The following is a 17,370-nucleotide window of genomic DNA, read 5'->3' as shown; positions in this document are numbered from 1 at the left end:
TGCCCGGATTCGCGCTGAGCAGAGCGGACGCCCGGTATCGGCGGCAACGTCCGGCGTCCTGGCCGACGCCCCGCGCACCGGTCGACCCGACCCCGGCTCCCGGACGGTGGACTATTCGACATGCTGACCAGCCCCACCCCGCATAGCATCCCCTATGTACTGGTATGTCCTGGATTCCGGTGCGCTCCGGCGCCGCCGGCCTTCCGTGCACTGGGGAGAGCGACGAGCATGGCCAACCCGGCACTCGTGGACCCGGCCACTATCCGCGCGACCACCGCCGAGGCCTGGGTCCGCGGCTACCCGATCCTGCAGAACTACCGCACCCTGTACGCACAGGCGCTGGACGACGCGGACCCGGGGTACGTCGGCGGCTTCGGCGTCTTCCGCCACCGCCCGCCGCCGCCCAGCCCGGCCGCTCCCGGCATCCCCACCCCCGGCATCCCCACCCCCGGCGGGGCCACCGCCGAGAGCGACACCGCGTACTCCCGGGCCTGGCTCGACCTGCGCACCGAACCGTGGGTGCTGTCCGTCCCGGCCGTGGACCGCCCCTACGTCCTCCCGCTGCACGAACTCGACACCGTGTACGCCGGGTTCATCGGCACCCGGACCACCGGCCGGGAGGCCGGCGACCACCTGGTGGCAGGCCCGGACTGGCGCGGCGAGGCCCCGCCCGGCGTCCGGGGCGTGATCCGCACCGCCACCCGGCTGGTCGGCATCCTCGGCCGCACCCGCCTCGCCGACCGCACCCCGGCGGACGTCGCCGACCTGAAGACCGCCCAGCAGCAGTACCGGCTGCGCCCGCTGCACGAGTACGCCGGCACCCCGGCGCCCGACCCCGCACCGGAGCCGGTCTGGCCGGTCTGGCGAGCCGAGGTGCTGGACACCGTCGAGTTCCTCGGCTTCCTCGACTTCCTGTTCGGCTTCTTCCCGCTCCGCGGGGCCGTCGAGCTGCCGCCCGCCGAGATCGACCTGCGCGGCCGCCTCACCGACCTCGGCATCGACGGGCGCGGCGAGTTCGAGCCCGCCACGCTGCCGATCGAGGTCCGCGCCGAGATCGAGCGCGGCATCGCCGACGGCCGCGCGCGGCTGGAGCGGGCCGCCGCCGGACCGGGCGCCCCGGCCGGGTTCTGGGGCACCCGTGAGCAGATCGGCGCGGACTTCCTCAGCCAGGCCCTGGGCGCGCGGCTGGGTCTCTACGCGCTGCCCACCGAGGAGTCCCGGCACGGCGGTTCGGCGGCGGACGGCACGAACGGCCCGGACCGCGGGGGCGCCACAGGCAGTGCGGGCACCACAGGCAGCGCGGACCACACGGAGCCCGCGACGACCGGACGAAGGACACCCCGATGAACCAGCCCGAGCTGGAGGCCCTGGCCGCCGACGCCTACGTCTACGGCTACCCGCTCGTCGCCGGCCTCACCATGGTCGAGCGCTTCGCCCGGGGCGGCCTGGGCACCCTGCCGGCGGCGTCGTTCAACCACTTCAGCCACGCCACCCGGCTGGCCGGGCCCAAGGACCACTTCGTCTCGGTCAACAACGACACCGTCTACTCGATCGCCCAGCTCGACCTCTCCGAGGGCCCGCAGGTGCTGCGGGTCCCGGACACCGCCGGGGCCTACTACGTGCTGCAGGTCGTCGGCGCCTGGACGGACAACGTCGCCTACATCGGCAGCCGCGCCACCGGCACCGGTGCGCAGACCTGGCTGATCGTCCCGCCCGGCTGGCACGGCACCCCGCCCGACCCGACCCGGGTGATCGAGGCGCCGTCCACGGTGGCCACCATCGTCGGCCGCTTCGCCTGCAACGGCCCGGACGACCTCCCCCGGGTCAAGGCCCTCCAGAAGCGCCTCACCCTGGAGCCACTGGAGCCCGGCGGGCTGGTCGCCGGACTGCCCGAGCCCGACCCCGAGGTGCCCGAGCGGCTGGCCTTCTTCGAACGGCTGCGGGTCTGGATGCAGGCCTTCCCGCCGGCCGGCCCGGACGTCGAGTACCAGCAGCGCTTCGCCCCGCTCGGCCTGCTCGACGAGGGCATCTCGCCGTACCGCGCGACCACCGCCGACTGGACCCTCACGCTGGCCAAGGGCCTGGCCGCCGGCCGCGAACGGGTCGAGGACGCCACCCGCCCGCCCGAGGAGCACCCGCCCGGCGAGTGGCGCTCGGCGCTCCACCTGTTCGACTACAACATCGACCACCTGGGCCCCGGCACCCTGGACGACCCCGAGTGGCGCATCCCCGACCGCCGCGCCGGGTACCTCAGCCGGGCCGGTGCCGCCCGGGCCGGCCTCTGGGGCAACCACGCGTACGAGGCCTCGTACGCGACGACCTACGACGACTCCGACGGCCGCCCGCTCACCGGCGCGCACAGCTACACGCTGCGGTTCGACCAGCCGCCGCCCGTCGAGGCGTTCTGGTCCGTCACGATGTACGCACTGCCGGACTACTACCTGGTGGACAACCCGATCGGGCGCTACTCGATCGGCGACCGGACCCCGGGCCTGGTGTACGGCGAGGACGGCTCGCTCACGCTGACGCTCCAGCACGAGCAGCCCGAGGACGCGGTGGCGGCAGCCAACTGGCTGCCCACGCCGGTCGGCGAGTTCCGGCCGATCATCCGGCTCTACCACCCGAAGCCGGCCGTGCTGGACGGCAGTTACCGGGTGCCGCCGATCGACCGGAGCTGACCGCCGCCCGGCGCCCACCAGCGCCACCCGCTCAGTGCGCCGCCGGGGACGCGGTGCCCGTCGGGACGGCCGTGGAGGTGCCCGAGGACGGCGGCGAGGACGGGTGCGCGGACGCCGACGAGGACGGCGACGGCGACGGTGATGCCGACGACGACGGCCCGGCGGACGAGGACGAGGACGAGGACGAGGGTGACCCCGACGGCGTCGCCGTGCCCGTGCCCGACGGGTGCGGCGTACCACCCGGCGTCGGACCCGCCGTGGCCGTCGCCGGGCCCGACGCCGTGGCCGTCGGCGACGCGCCCGACGCGCCCGACGCGCCCGGGTCGGCGGGGGAGGAGGCCGACCCGCCCCGGTTGTGCGGGCCGCCCTCCAGGGTGACCACCGCCTGCGAGGGCGGCAGCGCGATCCGCGCCGTCCAGTGCGTCGTGGGTGCGAGGTCCTCGTCCACGGTGACGATCACGGTGATCCGCTGGCCCGGCGCGAGGGTGCCGCAGTCGCGGCTGAGCCGCAGCCAGCCGGTGTCCGTCGTGGCGTGCCAACGGATCTCAGTGGTACCGGAGTTGGTGAGGGTGAGGACGGTTCGGCTGCCGTACTCGGCGGCTTCGACGGTGAGCAGCCCGGCCGGAGCCGGGTCGGCGACGCCCGGGCCGGCCCCGGGCGTGGAGGCCCGCCCGACCGTGGGGACCGGGGCGGCGACCAGGGTCGGACTGCTGATCGGGGTCGCGCCCCGGGCCGGCACCGGCACCACCGGCCCCAGGATGGTCAGCCGCGGAAAGCCGGGAAGCAACGTTTCTGCACCGGCCTCCTCGGCACTCACCGCCCCCGCACCCGCCAGCTCCATCCCCGGCATCCCCGGTGCCCCCGACAGCCCCGTGCCCGCCGGGGCACCCGCCGCCGGCCGCCGGCCGTCCGGCTGTCCCGCCTCCTCCACCCGCACCGTGGACACCGCGGCCGCCGCCCCCGGCCCGTCGCCCCGGTGCCCCGCCCACAGCGCGACCACCGGCGCCGCCAGGACGGCCGCGAGCACCCCGGTGGTCACCACCCGCCGCCGCACCGCCAGGGCCCGGCCCGCGTCCGGAGCCCGGTGCCGGGGGAAGCCGCTCTGGTCGAACCGCAGCCCCGGCTCGGCCGCCGGCACCGCCCCCGCCCGCCGCACCGCCCCGACCGCCGACGGCAGGTACGTCACCGCCCCCGCGTCCGAGGACGCCGCGGAGGACGCCACGGAGGGCACCGCGGCCGGGGCGGGCGCCGCCAGCAGCGGCAGCCCGGACCTCCCCGCCGAGCCCTCCGCCGCCTCGCCGGCCACCCGCTCCGCCGTCCCCCGGCAGGTCGGGCAGTCCACCACGTGCTGCACCAGCTCCCGACGCAGCGCCGGGCCCAGCACCCGGTCCCGCCAGGACTCCGCCCCGGCCCCGCCGAGCCGGTCCAGTTCCGGGCAGCTGCGCACACCGAGCACCAGCAGGGCCGCCCTGGTCCGGGCGACCTCCGCCCCGGCGGCGCCGAGCAGCGCCCGGGTCCGCTCGAACGGCAGGCCCAGCACCGCCGCCACCTCGTGCGGGGTCAGCCGGTGCCGGACGGACAGTTCCAGCGCCTCGCGCTGCTCCGGATCGGTGCCGGCCGCCTCCGGCCAGGCGAGCGAGGCCAGCTCGCGCCGCCGCCGGGCCGTCTCGGCCTCGGTCGGCTCCGCCGTGGTCTCCCGCCCGGCGCCGTCCGAGAGCCGCCGCAGGCAGCAGTACCGGGCCAGCGAGAACAGCCAGGCCCGGACCAGCCCGGGCTCGGCCAGCCGGGCGCCGTGCTGCCGCGCCAGCTCGCGGACCTCGCGCAGGGCGCCGGCGGCCGCGTCGTGCTCGCACAGCACCGAGAGACAGTAGGTGAACAGGCCGTCCACCTGCCGGTCGTACGCCGCGAGCACGGCGGCCGGCGGCCCTTCAGTACGCGTTGTCACCCGTCCGACGGTAGAGACGGCGGGCGGCGCACCCCGGCCGTTCGCCGCGCATGTACTTCTTTCGGGTAACAGCATCGTCCATCTGTGTGGACGCCGCCGGCGCCCGGCCCGTCCGGTCTTGTCGGACCCAGGCACTACGGTGGGCCACATGGCTGCCCGTTCCAAGACCACCGCCAAGCCGCGCCCGGCGTACCGCTGCACCGAGTGCGGCAACCAGCTGCCCAAGTGGGTCGGCCGCTGCCCGGAGTGCAACGCCTGGGGCACCGTCGAGGAGTACGGCGCGGTGCCGATCCGGACGACCGCCGCGGGCCCGGTCAGCGCGCCCGCGCGCCCGATCGCCCAGGTGGACGGCCAGGTCGCGACGGCCCGTTCGACGGGCGTGCCGGAGCTGGACCGGGTGCTCGGGGGCGGGCTGGTCCCCGGCGCGGTGGTCCTGCTGGCCGGCGAGCCCGGCGTCGGCAAGTCCACCCTGCTGCTGGACGTCGCGGCCAAGGCGGCCAGCGAGCGGCACCGCACGCTCTACGTCACCGGCGAGGAGTCGGCCGGTCAGGTCCGACTGCGCGCCGACCGGATCAACGCCCTCTCCGAGCACCTCTATCTCGCCGCCGAGTCCGACCTCGGCGCCGTGCTCGGGCACGTCGAGGCGGTCAACCCCGGCCTGCTGATCCTGGACTCGGTGCAGACCATCGCCTCCGCCGAGCTGGACGGCGCCCCCGGCGGCCCGGCCCAGGTCCGCGAGGTGGCGGCCGCGCTGATCCGGGCCTCCAAGGAGCGCGGGATGGCGACGCTGCTGGTCGGCCACGTCACCAAGGACGGCCAGATCGCCGGCCCGCGCCTGCTGGAGCACCTGGTGGACGTGGTGCTCAGCTTCGAGGGGGACCGGCACGCCCGGCTGCGGCTCATCCGCGGGGTCAAGAACCGCTACGGTGCCACCGACGAGGTCGGCTGCTTCGAACTGCACGACGAGGGCATCGTCGGCCTGGCCGATCCGTCCGGCCTCTTCCTGACCAGGCGTGACAAGCCCGTCCCCGGCACCTGCCTCACCGTCACCCTGGAGGGCAAGCGGCCGCTGGTGGCGGAGGTGCAGGCGCTGATGGTGGATTCGCAGATCCCGTCCCCGCGGCGCACCACCTCGGGCCTGGAGTCGCCCCGGATCGCGATGATCCTGGCCGTGGTCGAGCGGCACGGCGGGGTGAAGCTCGGCAAGCAGGACATCTACACCGCGACGGTGGGCGGGGTGAAGCTGAGCGAGCCGTCCGCCGATCTCGCGGTCGCGCTCGCGGTGGCCAGCTCCTCCTCGGACACCCCGCTGCCCAGCAACCTGGTGGCGATCGGCGAGGTCGGCCTGGCGGGCGAGGTACGGCGGGTGACGGGGGTGCAGCGGCGGCTCGCCGAGGCGCACCGGTTGGGCTTCACCCACGCCCTGGTGCCGCCGGATCCGGGCAAGGTGCCGCCGGGCATGAAGGTGGTCGAGGTGGCCGACATCGGCGAGGCGCTGCGGGCCATCCCGGGTCGCCGCCGGGCCGCCGCCAAGCCGCGTGCTGAGGCACCGTCGGCGCCGCCGGCCCCGCGCGCGGCCCGGGTCATCGCGCACCCGGAGGAGCTGATGGAGGGCTGGGAGCCGCTCGACTCCGACGAACTGCGCTGACCCAAGCCCTGTCGATGCCGCACGCAGTTAGACTTTCCCCAGTCTCATTGGCCAGAGGGCAGTACCGAGCGGTACTGAGCGACAGAGCAACAGACCGCGGACCGGCGCACGGCGCGAGGCGCGCGGCACGGGGTCGACCGGAGGAGTCACGTGGCAGCCAGCGACCGGGGGGCGGACAAGGCCTCCCGTGAGGAGGCCCTGCTGCGGGCCTCCCTCAGTGCCATCGCGCCCGGCACGGGGCTGCGCGACGGCCTGGAGCGGGTGCTCCGGGCCAACACCGGCGGCCTGATCGTGCTCGGTTTCGACAAGACCGTCGAGTCGATCTGCACCGGCGGTTTCGTCCTGGACGTCGAGTTCACCGCGACCCGGCTGCGCGAGCTGTGCAAGCTCGACGGCGCGGTGGTGCTGGACAAGGACATCACCAAGATCGTCCGGGCCGGCGTGCACCTGATGCCGGACTCCACCATCCCCACCGACGAGACCGGCACCCGCCACCGCACCGCCGAGCGGGTCAACCGGCAGACCGGCTTCCCGGTGGTGGCGGTCTCGCACTCGATGCGGCTGATCGCGATGTACGTCAACGGCACCCGCCGGGTGCTGGAGGACTCGACCACCGTCCTGTCCCGCGCCAACCAGGCGCTGGCCACCCTGGAGCGCTACAAGCTGCGCCTGGACGAGGTGGCCGGCACGCTGTCCGCGCTGGAGATCGAGGACCTGGTGACGGTCCGGGACGTCACCGCCGTGGCCCAGCGGCTGGAGATGGTCCGGCTGATCGCCACCGAGATCGCCGGCTACGTGCTGGAGCTCGGCATCGACGGCCGACTGCTCTCGCTCCAGCTGGACGAGCTGATCGCGGGCGTGGAGCCGGAGCGCGAACTGGTCGCCCGGGACTACTTCCCGGAGCGGGCCGCCAAGAAGGGCCGGACGGTCAACGAGGTGCTGGCCGACCTGGAGGCGCTCACCCACGCCGAGCTGCTGGACCTTCAGACGGTCGCCAAGGCGCTCGGCTACTCGGGCTCCCCGGAGTCGCTGGACTCCGCGGTCTCGCCTCGCGGCTACCGGCTGCTGGCGAAGATCCCGCGCCTGCCCAACACGGTGATAGAGCGCCTGGTCGAGCACTTCGGGGGCCTGCAGAAGCTGCTCGCCGCCAGCATCGACGACCTGCAGACGGTCGAGGGCGTCGGCGAGACCCGGGCCCGCTCGGTCCGCGAGGGCCTGTCCCGCCTTGCCGAATCGTCCATCCTGGAGCGCTACGTCTGATCCGACGCGCCACCGCGACGGCCCCGGGGAAACGCTCCCCCGGGGGCCGTCGCGCATCCCGGGCGGGCCCGGAAGACGCCGAAGCCCCCGACCGCAGCGCGGTCGGAGGCTTCGAAGCGGGTTGAGGAGGGCTCAGCTCTCCAGGCGGATCGAGGAACGCGCCGAGACCTGGCCGCCGGAGAGGCCGGTGAGGTCGGCGACCACCAGGTAGGTGCCCGCCGCGGGGGGCGTCGGGTCGGCGGTGGCGCACTGCGGCTTGCTGCGGCTGCGGTCCCAGGTGAAGGTCTCGGTCAGCCCGTTGTTGGCCGGGATCTGCACCCAGCTGCTGCCGCGGTCGGCCGGGCAGTCGCCGGAGGACCAGACCCGGTCGCCGTTGCTGGCGGTCACGGTGATCGCCGAGGCCGTCCGGCCCAGGTCCACCCGGCAGTTGGCGCCGGAGGCGTTCTTCACGGTGAGCGAGAGCCGCGGCTTGTCCTTGGGCTGGTACGAATTCTGTGCGCTGGCCAGTTCCAGGGTGACCTGGGAGGAGACGCAGACCGGAAGCGCCATCACCTCGGGCGTGTTCACCACCGGGGCGCCGCCGGAACCACCGGAGCCACCCGCGCCACCCGAACCGCCGGCCGCCGCGCCGTTGCCCGTGCCACCGCCGGTGGCGGGAGCCGGGTTGGGGGCGCCGCCGGTGCCGCCGGTGCTGAGGCTGACCTCGCCGCCGCCGGATCCGGCCACCGGGCCTCCGCCGGGGCGCGCCGCGGGGCCGCTCGGGGACGCGCCGGGCGTGATGGACTGGGCGGGGGTCGGGGTCTGGGACTGGGGCGGAACGGCCTGCGCGGCCTTGCCTTGTGAGCCGCCGTCACCGCCTCCGCCCTGATCGGTCATCAGCCAGGCGATCAGGGCGACGACCGCCGCGACGGCGGCGAGCACGACGACGCGCCGACGCCAGTAGATCGAGGCCGGCAGCGGTCCCACGGGTTGACGCAGAGAGGGCACGCCCAAACTCTACGAGACTGTGTGTGCTGCATGACTCACCAACACCGCACAGTCGCCCCTTCCTTCACATGATCCGCCATTTGCGCCGTTCGAGGGAGCCTCGAAACGGTGATTTCGGCAGATCCACCGGCCGGTTCGCGGGCCGATCCGCCGGAAGATCCGGAGCATGCTCCTCCGATTCGTCCGGGTCCATCGGCATGGGAGGATCGGAGGGCCATGGCTGCCATCACCGTCACCCCCGCCCCCGTCTCCCCGGCAGGCGCCCGGCCGGACGCCGTCCGGCCGCCGATGCCCCTGCCGCTGCTGCACGCGACCGTCCTCGACTGGTACGAGGCCGGAAAGCGCGACCTCCCCTGGCGGACGCCCGAGGCCACGCCCTGGGCGATCATGGTGAGCGAGTTCATGCTCCAGCAGACCCCGGTGAAGCGGGTGCTGCCCGCCTGGGAGGCGTGGCTGACCCGCTGGCCCACCCCGGCCGACCTCGCGGCCGACGCGCCCGGAGAGGCCGTCCGGATGTGGGGCCGGCTCGGCTACCCGCGCCGTGCGCTGCGGCTGCACGCCGCCGCGGTGGCGATCACCGCGGACCACGGCGGCGAGGTGCCGGACGACCACGCCACCCTGCTGTCACTGCCCGGGGTGGGGGAGTACACGGCCGCCGCCGTCGCCTCCTTCGCCTTCCGCCAGCGGCACGTGGTGCTGGACACCAACGTCCGCCGGGTGTTCGCCCGCGCGGTGTCCGGCGTCGAGTACCCGGCCCAGGCCACCACCGCCGCCGAGCGCCGGACGGCGACCGCGCTGCTGCCCGACGACGCCGAGACCGCGGCCACCTGGGCGGTCGGCGTGATGGAGCTGGGCGCGCTGGTCTGCACCGCGCGCGGCCCGGAGTGCGGGGACTGCCCGCTGTTCGCCCACTGCGCCTGGCAGCGGGCCGGCCGCCCGCCGTACGAGGGCCCGGCCCGGCGCGGCCAGTCCTACGAGGGGACGGACCGCCAGGTGCGCGGCAAGCTGCTCGCGGTGCTGCGGGAGGCGCACGACCCGGTGCCGCAGGCCCGGCTGGACGCGGTCTGGCCGGACGCGGTGCAGCGGGCCCGGGCACTGGACGGCCTGGTCGCGGACGGCCTGGTGGAGCCCGTCGAACAGGGCGTCTACCGGCTGCCCCAGTAGCCGGACCGCCCCGGTAGCCGCACTGCCCCGACAACCGGCGACGGTACGACGAAGGCGCCCCCGGAAGCGGTCTTCCGGGGGCGCCGTACGTCAGCGGAAGCGCCGGGTCAGACGGCCGCCGCCTCCAGCGAGGCCTCGGCCGACTTGTCCGCCTTGCCCGCGCCGGCACCGCGCAGCGGCACCTCGCGCATGAACACCGCCGCGGCGATCGCGACCACGGCCACGCCCGCGCCCCACAGGAACACGGTGTGCATGCCGTTGGACACCGCGTGGTGGTAGGCGTCCTGGATGTTCTCGGGGAGCTTGCGCAGGTCGGCCGGACTCATCTGGCCCGGGTCCTTCATGCCGCCGCCGCCCGCCGCCGCGTGGTCGCCGAGCCGCTCCTTCATGGTGTCGGTGACCCGGTTGTTGAACAGGGCGCCGAACAGCGCGACACCGAAGGAACCGCCGATGGTGCGGAACAGGGTGGCGGTCGAGCTGGCCACGCCCATGTCCTTGAGCTCGACGCTGTTCTGCGCGACCAGCATGGTGATCTGCATCAGGAAGCCCATGCCGGCGCCGAGCACGACCATCCAGCAGGCGGAGGTGAAGCTGCTGGTCGTGGTGCCCATGGTGGAGAGCAGCACCATGCCGACGGCCATCACGATGGTGCCGATGATCGGGTAGATCCGGTACTTGCCGGTCTTGGTGACGGCCTGGCCGACCACCAGCGAGACGACCAGCATGCCGAACATCATCGGCATCAGCAGCAGGCCGGAGTTGGTGGCCGAGGCGCCCTGGACGACCTGCTGGTAGAGCGGCAGGAACACGGTCGCGCCGAACATCACGAAGCCGACGATGAAGCCGATCACCGAGACCAGGGTGAAGTTCAGGTTCTTGAACAGGCTCAGCGGCAGCATCGGCTCCTGCACCCGCTGCTCGACGTAGCAGAAGGCGATCAGCGTCGCGGCGGCGAGCGCGGCGAGGCCCAGGATCTGCTTGGAGCCCCAGTCGTACTGCTGGCCGCCCCAGGTGGTGATCAGGACGAGCGAGGTGATGCCGGTGGTGAGCAGGATGGCGCCCAGGTAGTCGATCCGGGCCTTGTTGCGGACCTTCGGCAGCTTCAGGGTGACGACGACCACGGCGAGCGCGATCACGCCGAGCGGCAGGTTGATGTAGAAGGTCCAGTGCCAGCTCAGGTGGTCGGTGATGAAGCCGCCGACCAGCGGGCCGCCGATGGTGGCGAGCGCCATGACCGCGGCGAACATGCCCTGGTACTTGCCGCGGTCGCGCGGCGGGACCAGCGCGCCCATGATCGACATGACGCCGACCATCAGGCCGCCGGCGCCCAGGCCCTGGAGGGCGCGGAAGCCGATCAGCTCGTTCATGTTCTGCGACAGGCCGGACAGCGCCGAGCCCACCAGGAAGATCACGATCGAGGTGAGGAAGGTGCCCTTGCGGCCGTAGAGGTCGCCGAGCTTGCCCCAGATCGGGGTGGAGGCGGCGGTGGCCAGGGTGTACGAGGTGACCACCCAGGACAGGTGCTCGGCGCCGCCGAGGTCGCCGACGATGGTCGGCATCGCGGTGCCGACGATCAGGTTGTCGAGCATGGCCAGCAGCATGGTGACGACCAGGCCGACCATGACGAGGCGGATTTCGCGGGGTGACCGCGGCTGCTCCTCCTCGGCTGTCTTCTCCTCCGGTACCGGGCCGGTGGTCTTGGACTCTGACATGAGGTGGTGTCTCCCGGAGGGGTGTTTCGGACGGGCGGAGGCCGCGCGATGATGCACTTACTTGTCGCCCGGCTAGTTTGCGGGCCGTCGGCACGGTAAGTTGTTTCCTAGCCGGTCGTCAAGCCAGTTTCCCGCCCGGCTGCCTGGGCAGGGAGAATGGGCCCGGGGCGGACGCCACCGGGGTCCGCAGCAGTCATCGACGCAGTCATGAGGCAGGCCATGGGCACTCCGCACAGCCCCCGCAGCGACACGCGGGCTCGCATCATCGAGGTGTCCCTGGAGCTCTTCTCCGAGCAGGGCTACGAGCAGACCTCGCTGCGGGAGATCGCCGACCGCCTCGGTGTCACCAAGGCCGCGCTCTACTACCACTTCAAGACCAAGGACGACATCGTCCTGGGCATCGTCGAGCGGATGGCCGCGCCGATCGACGAGACCATCGAGTGGGGCCGGCAGCAGTCCTGGAGCCCCGGCATGCGCGACGAGCTGATCCGCCGCTTCGCGGACGGGATGGCCGAGCGGGCCCCGCTGCTGCGCTTCTTCCACGAGAACCAGCCCGCGCTGCGCGACTCCCCGGCCGGGCTGGCGTTCCGGAACCGCATGGTCACGATGATCCAGCTGGTGCACGGGCCGGAGGCGGACTTCCGGGAGCGGCTGCGCGCCACGATGGCGCTGTTCACCGTCCACTCGGCGATGTTCCTGCTCAAGCAGGACACCTCGGGCTGCGGCCACGGTGACAGCGTCTGGGGCGAGCCGTTGCAGGCGGCCACCCTGGCGGAGGCGATCGGGGCGGCCCGGGAGGTCGCGCTGGAGATCGGCGGCCGGATCAGCCACCCGGCCCCCGCCCACTCCTGAGCGGACGGGCTCAGAAGTCGGTGACGCCGTGCCCCGCGAGGTACGCGATCGGGTTGACCACCGCGCCGTAGCGGTTGCTGGTGCGGATCTCGAAGTGCAGGTGGGGCCCGGTCGAGTTGCCGGTGCTCCCGGACCGCCCGATCTGCTCGCCCGCCGACACCTGGTCGCCCCTCGAGACGCCGAGCGAGGACAGGTGCGCGTACTGCGCGTAGTGCCCGTCCGCCAGTCGCAGCACCACCTCCTTGCCGTACGAGCCGTCCCAGCCGGCCGACACCACGGTCGCGTTCCCGACCGCCAGCAGCGGCGTGCCCGGGTCGACCGCGAAGTCCACCCCGGTGTGGTACCCGGCCGCGTACTCGGAGTTGGGCACCCCGTACGGATTGCTGGTCGGCGCGTCCGGCACCGGGGCCGACCACTCGGGCGCCGGTGCGGGTGCGGGGGCCGGCTGCGCCTCGGGCTCCGGCGCGGGGGCCCCGGGCGGCGCGGCGGCGGTCGGCAGCTCGACCGGCAGCAGGTTGGCGGCCACCGCCACGAACTCCTGCGCCGAGTCGCCGTCGTTCGGGAGCCGGTACGGGCTCGGCCCCGCCACCTGGACCATCCCCGGGCTGGGCACGGCGGCCTGCGGCGCGGTGAAGGCCGAACTGCCGGGGGTGGTGGGCAGGACGGTCTGCGCCGAGGCGCGGCCCGGCGCGGCCACCAGCAGGGCGCCGGCGAGCAGCGCCGCGGCCGCTCCGGCGGAGACCACCGCGCGGTCGCGCTCGGCCTGCGGCAGGCCACCGGGCAGCGGGTGCCGGGGCGTGGCGAGCACGCGCAGCGGCGCGGCGTGGGTGCGGACGGCATGGCCGAGCCGGGGCTGCCAGGCCGCCGCCCGGGCCGCCGTGCGGGCGGCGAGTCGGTGCAGGGCCGACCTCGCGGGCGGGACAGGGGACATCGGTAGCCGTACCTCACGGTCGTACGAGGGCAGCACGAAGGGCCCGTTCGGGCGCGTGCTGAGCGGGGGACCACTCAGGTGTAACCGTCACCGAGCGGACGCCCAAACGGCGTGACCTACTACGGCGTGTAGTCAGTGTCGCGCCGGAGATTCAAGCTGACGGAGTAACGATCACGAAATCCGATCGCCCGCCACCGGCTCGGGGGGCCGCCCGCCCCGGTGGCCCGGCTACTACCGCCGGTCGTACCTCGCCGGGCCGGTGTGACCAGTGCCACGGCCCGCCGGGGTTTGGCCCGGCCGCCCGGCTTTCCGCCGTCCGCCCCGCTGACCTGGCGGGCCCGCTGCGGGACCATCGACGCATGTATGGCAACAGGAGTGAAGACCTCGACGGCAATGACCGCCCGAACCTGCCGGACCGCCGCTTCGCCGCCCTGCGCGGCTGCGAGCGGATCCTGTCCGGCGACCGGCCGCAGAGCATGCGCGAACGCCTCGCCGCCCTCGCGGGGGAGGGCGGCGACCACGACCTGGACCAGCGCCCGGACCACTACGGCGACGGCGTGGTCCGCACCCTGGAACGCCGGGTCGCCGAACTGCTCGGCGCCGAGGACGCGGCCTTCTTCCCCACCGGCACGATGGCCCAGCAGGTCGCCCTGCGGATCCACGCCGAGGCGGCCGGGCTGCGCACCGTCGCCACCCACCCGCAGGCCCACACCGACCAGCACGAGCGGCACGCGCTCGGCGTGCTGACCGGCCTGCGCAGCGTCTGGCCGACCACGGCCCCGCGCCAGCCCACCGCCGCGGAGCTGCGTTCCTTCGACGAGCCGTACGCCGCGCTCAGCCTGGAGCTGCCGCTGCGCGAGGCCGGGTTCGTGCTGCCCGACTGGGCGGAGCTGGCGGCCCTGTCCGGGGTGGTCCGGGAGGAGTGCGGCGCCGCCCTGCACCTGGACGGCGCGCGGATCTGGGAGTCGGTGTTCCGCCTCGGCCACTCGCTGCCGGAGATCACCGCGCTGGCCGACTCGGTCTACGTCTCCTTCTACAAGACGCTCGGCGGCATCAGCGGCGCCGCGCTGGCCGGCTCGGGGGGCTTCGTCCGCACCGCCAAGGCCTGGCGGCACCGGTACGGCGGCCAGCTCTACCAGCAGTGGCCGGCGGCACTCGCCGCGCTGGCCGGTCTGGACGGCCAACTCCCGCTGCTGGAGCGGTACGTGGCGCACGCCAGGACGGTCGCCGAGGCGCTGGAGGCGGCCTTCGCGGCGGTGCCCGGCGCCCGGGTGCACCCGGCCCCGCCGCACACCCACCAGTTCCAGGTCTGGCTGCCGTACGCCGCCGAGGAGTTGGACGAGGCCGGGCTCGGGCTGGCCGAGGAGACCGGGGTCGGCCTGTTCGGCGGCTGGCGAGAGCGCGACCTGCCGGGCCTGGCGATGACCGAGGTCACGGTGACCGCGTCCGCGCTGGACTGGACGGCGGCCGACGTCGTCGAGGCGGCCGCCGCCTTCCTGGACCGGTTGCCCGCCCGCGGCGCCAAGGCCTGACGAAGCGGCCGGCCCGCCCCCGCGCGATGCGGGGACGGGCCGGCCGTGGCGGGTCGGAACCGCCTGGTCACAGGTTGATCGTCAGTGCTCGACCGATCAGTTGTCGACCGGGCGGACCCGGATCCAGGTCTCCAGGTAGTTCGAGGACTCGTTCTCGACCTCGATGCTGGTACCCGTCTTCGGGACGATCACGCTGCTGTACGGGTTGTCGCTGGACCAGTACTCCTTCAGGTCCGAGAACTCGTCGACGCCCTTGGCCTTCGGGATGACCGTCTCGACGCCGTTCTTGTGCAGCGACAGCGCGCTGACCTTGCGCGAGCCGAAGGTCGAGTCGTAGCCCTGCATGCGCGGACGCATCAGGGTGCCGTCGCTCCACTTCAGCGGGGTCGGGTGCGAGTCGATCGGCAGGATCAGACCGTGGCCCTTGTGGGCGCTGACGTTGTTGTTGGGCTGCGACTCGTCCCAGAACCAGATCAGCAGACCGGGCTGGTACGGGTAGTACTCGACCCACTTCGGCCGGCTGTTGCCCCAGCCGAAGTTGTACGGGCCGGTCTTCAGGGTCTGGTCGAAGGAGACGTACTGGCGGTTCTCCGCGATGTAGTACTGCCCGTAGTCCTTGGTGTAGCTGCCGGCGAAGCGGGTGAAGCCCTTGGCCACCCAGCCGTTGTCACCGTTCTCGACGTCGTCGCTGAAGATCGTCGAACCGTCGGCGGTCACCGAGATGTCGTCGACGGCGAAGCCGCGGTAGTGCAGGCCCGAGTCGGTGGTGTTGTGGAAGCGGACCTTGACGGCCTTGCCGGCGTAGGCGTCCAGCGGGAAGGACAGGTCGCCCCAGGCGGCGGTGAGGCCGGACAGGGCCGCGCGGCCGCTGGCATCCTTCGGGAGCGGCTGGCCGTTCCAGGTGCCGTCCAGGGCGGTCCAGTTGCTGCCGCCGTCGGTGGAGACCTCGGCGAAGGCGTAGTCGAAGTTCGCCTCCAGCTCGTACCAGGCCTTGGCGTTCAGGCTGGCCTTGGTCTTGCCGGTCAGGTCGACGTCCCGGGTGAGCGTGACGTTCAGGTTGTCGGCACTGCCGCTCCACCACTCGCTCTTGCCCGAGGCGGGCTTGTTGATGTCGGTGGGGATGGTCTTCTTCGGCAGCTCGACGACCAGCGCCTGCGGGAGGCTGCTGTTGTACTCGACCGGGCCGATGTGGTGGGTCGACTCGGTGCCGGCCTTGGCCTTGTCGAACTTCAGCCAGCCGAGCTTGAGCTTGCTCCAGGCGTCGAGGTCGTTCGGCATGTCGCCGATGGCGCCCTTGCCCTCGCCGAGCCAGGAACCGGAGGACATCAGCGACCAGAAGCCGACCGAGTTGTCGACGCCCGTGCCGGCGGTGTCGTAGAGGTCCGGCAGACCGAGGTCGTGGCCGTACTCGTGGGCGAAGACGCCGAGGCCGCCGTTCTCCGGCTGCATCGTGTAGTCGCCGATCCAGAGGCCGGAGTCGCCGACCTGGACGCCGCCGAGCTTGTTGTCGGCCGGGCCCGCCTGGCCGTTCAGGTTGCCGTAGGCGTACGAGCGGTGCGCCCACAGGGCCTTGCTGCCCTGCTTGCCGCCGCCGGCCGACTTGTCCTCACCGGCGTGCACGATCTGGAAGTGGTCGATGTACCCGTCGGGCTGGTTGAAGTTCCCGTCGTTGTGCGAACCGTAGCGGTCCCACTGGTCGTACGACGCCAGGGTGGCCTTGACCTGCTCCTTGGTCTGCCCCTTGGCCAGCTGGTCCTTGTACCAGATGTCCACGGCGTCGCGGATCAGGTCCTGGGCGCTGTCGCAGACGTTGGAGCCGCAGTAGTCCGAGCCGTACCGGGCCTCGTTCCACGGCACCCGCACCCAGTCCGAGACCACGCCGTCGACCGAGTAGCGGCCCGAGGACTGCTTCTCGTAGAAGGTCTTCAGCGAGGGCTTGTCCTTGGCGAAGTACAGGTCCTGGAAGTGCTGCTGGTTGTAGTCGGCCTGCCAGGCGGTCGAGTTGTCGTTGGCGCGGTCCGGCTTCTCGATCTCGTCGTGCTTCGGGCCGGGCTCACCGCCGTACATGACCTTGCCGTCGGCGGTCTTGGTGGTGTTGTCCACCTGGTCGCCGAAGTCGACCAGGATGGTGAAGATCTTGTCCGTGCGCTCGCGGCCGAGCTCCACGTACTTGTCCTTGCCCAGCTTGATGCTGGTGCTGCCGTTGTGGTTCTCGACCTGGGCGGTGCCGGCGATCAGCTGTTCGGTGGCGGCCTTCTGCTCGGCCTCGACCTTCTCGGTCAGCGGGCCCGGCAGGTTGTGCTCGATGTTGGCGGACTGGACGGCGTCGGCCGGGTCCCGGGGCGCGGGAGCCGAGCCTGCCGCGACGGCGGTGGCCGGGAACAGGCCCGCGCCGAGCGTGACTATGACCGCTGCGGCTGTGGCAGCCCCAGCGGTTCTCCTGATGTTCTTCAACGTTGTGACGTCCTCCCCGACCGGGGCCAGCTCTTGGCCAAAGCCCGGCAAACCAAAATGAAAGACAGGTGGACGTCATTTGATACAAGCGTGGACAGAAAAGATAGACCTTGACCATGACATGGCCACGGCGCTATCCTCCGCAACTCCCCATCAGCTGACCATATGTCAACAGGATGTCCGTTAAAGCTTGCTGAGAAATGGGAC

12 protein-coding genes are annotated in these 17,370 nt (G+C 73.1%); 7 read left to right on the top strand and 5 right to left on the bottom strand.

Translation table 11 applies throughout. The annotated features are described in order from the left end of the window. The first annotated feature begins 228 nt into the window (after positions 1-228). Both P3T27_RS07525 and P3T27_RS07520 read left to right on the top strand, forming a co-directional pair. Complete coding sequence (locus P3T27_RS07525; protein WP_280675534.1) at positions 229-1,347, top strand: DUF1254 domain-containing protein; 1,119 nt, start codon at positions 229-231, stop codon at positions 1,345-1,347. Beyond that, positions 1,344-2,678, top strand: a complete 1,335-nt coding sequence (locus P3T27_RS07520) for a DUF1254 domain-containing protein (RefSeq protein WP_280675528.1) — start codon at positions 1,344-1,346, stop codon at positions 2,676-2,678. Before P3T27_RS07525 ends, P3T27_RS07520 begins: the two co-directional genes overlap by 4 nt. Before the next feature lie 31 nt (positions 2,679-2,709). Here P3T27_RS07520 and P3T27_RS07515 read toward each other — a convergent pair whose 3' ends face one another. Next, positions 2,710-4,623, bottom strand: coding sequence for a sigma-70 family RNA polymerase sigma factor (locus P3T27_RS07515; RefSeq protein ID WP_280675526.1), 1,914 nt, complete (start codon positions 4,621-4,623; stop codon positions 2,710-2,712). 148 nt (positions 4,624-4,771) lie between these two features. Here P3T27_RS07515 and radA point away from each other — a divergent pair, with 148 nt between their 5' ends. Both radA and disA read left to right on the top strand, forming a co-directional pair. Beyond that, positions 4,772-6,271: a DNA repair protein RadA gene (gene radA / locus P3T27_RS07510; RefSeq protein ID WP_280675524.1), complete on the top strand. Its 1,500-nt coding sequence runs from the start codon at positions 4,772-4,774 to the stop codon at positions 6,269-6,271. 201 nt (positions 6,272-6,472) lie between these two features. After that, on the top strand, positions 6,473-7,531 hold the full coding sequence (gene disA / locus P3T27_RS07505) for a DNA integrity scanning diadenylate cyclase DisA (protein WP_063351299.1): 1,059 nt from the start codon (positions 6,473-6,475) through the stop codon (positions 7,529-7,531). A 132-nt stretch (positions 7,532-7,663) separates the two neighbouring features. Here disA and P3T27_RS07500 read toward each other — a convergent pair whose 3' ends face one another. After that, positions 7,664-8,518: a hypothetical protein gene (locus P3T27_RS07500; protein WP_280675522.1), complete on the bottom strand. Its 855-nt coding sequence runs from the start codon at positions 8,516-8,518 to the stop codon at positions 7,664-7,666. Positions 8,519-8,806: 288 nt separating this feature from the next. On the opposite strand from P3T27_RS07500, the gene P3T27_RS07495 reads away from it, so the two are divergent. Beyond that, positions 8,807-9,682, top strand: coding sequence for an A/G-specific adenine glycosylase (locus P3T27_RS07495; RefSeq protein WP_280675803.1), 876 nt, complete (start codon positions 8,807-8,809; stop codon positions 9,680-9,682). 107 nt (positions 9,683-9,789) lie between these two features. On the opposite strand, the gene P3T27_RS07490 is transcribed toward P3T27_RS07495, so the two are convergent. Then, positions 9,790-11,394: an MDR family MFS transporter gene (locus P3T27_RS07490; RefSeq protein WP_280675520.1), complete on the bottom strand. Its 1,605-nt coding sequence runs from the start codon at positions 11,392-11,394 to the stop codon at positions 9,790-9,792. A gap of 219 nt (positions 11,395-11,613) precedes the next feature. Here P3T27_RS07490 and P3T27_RS07485 point away from each other — a divergent pair, with 219 nt between their 5' ends. Continuing rightward, complete coding sequence (locus tag P3T27_RS07485) at positions 11,614-12,246, top strand: helix-turn-helix domain-containing protein (protein ID WP_280675518.1); 633 nt, start codon at positions 11,614-11,616, stop codon at positions 12,244-12,246. Between the two features lie 10 nt (positions 12,247-12,256). Here P3T27_RS07485 and P3T27_RS07480 read toward each other — a convergent pair whose 3' ends face one another. Beyond that, complete coding sequence (locus P3T27_RS07480) at positions 12,257-13,177, bottom strand: M23 family metallopeptidase (RefSeq protein ID WP_280675516.1); 921 nt, start codon at positions 13,175-13,177, stop codon at positions 12,257-12,259. A 359-nt stretch (positions 13,178-13,536) separates the two neighbouring features. On the opposite strand from P3T27_RS07480, the gene P3T27_RS07475 reads away from it, so the two are divergent. Next, on the top strand, positions 13,537-14,709 hold the full coding sequence (locus P3T27_RS07475; protein ID WP_280675514.1) for a beta-eliminating lyase-related protein: 1,173 nt from the start codon (positions 13,537-13,539) through the stop codon (positions 14,707-14,709). Positions 14,710-14,805: 96 nt separating this feature from the next. Here P3T27_RS07475 and P3T27_RS07470 read toward each other — a convergent pair whose 3' ends face one another. Beyond that, positions 14,806-17,163, bottom strand: coding sequence for an immune inhibitor A domain-containing protein (locus P3T27_RS07470; RefSeq protein WP_280675512.1), 2,358 nt, complete (start codon positions 17,161-17,163; stop codon positions 14,806-14,808). Between the last annotated feature and the right edge of the window lie 207 nt (positions 17,164-17,370).

The sequence above is a fragment of the Kitasatospora sp. MAA19 genome, assembly GCF_029894125.1.
Taxonomy (GTDB): domain Bacteria; phylum Actinomycetota; class Actinomycetes; order Streptomycetales; family Streptomycetaceae; genus Kitasatospora.
Note: the sequence above shows the minus strand (reverse complement) of the source record. Positions and strands in the feature narration are given on the sequence as shown.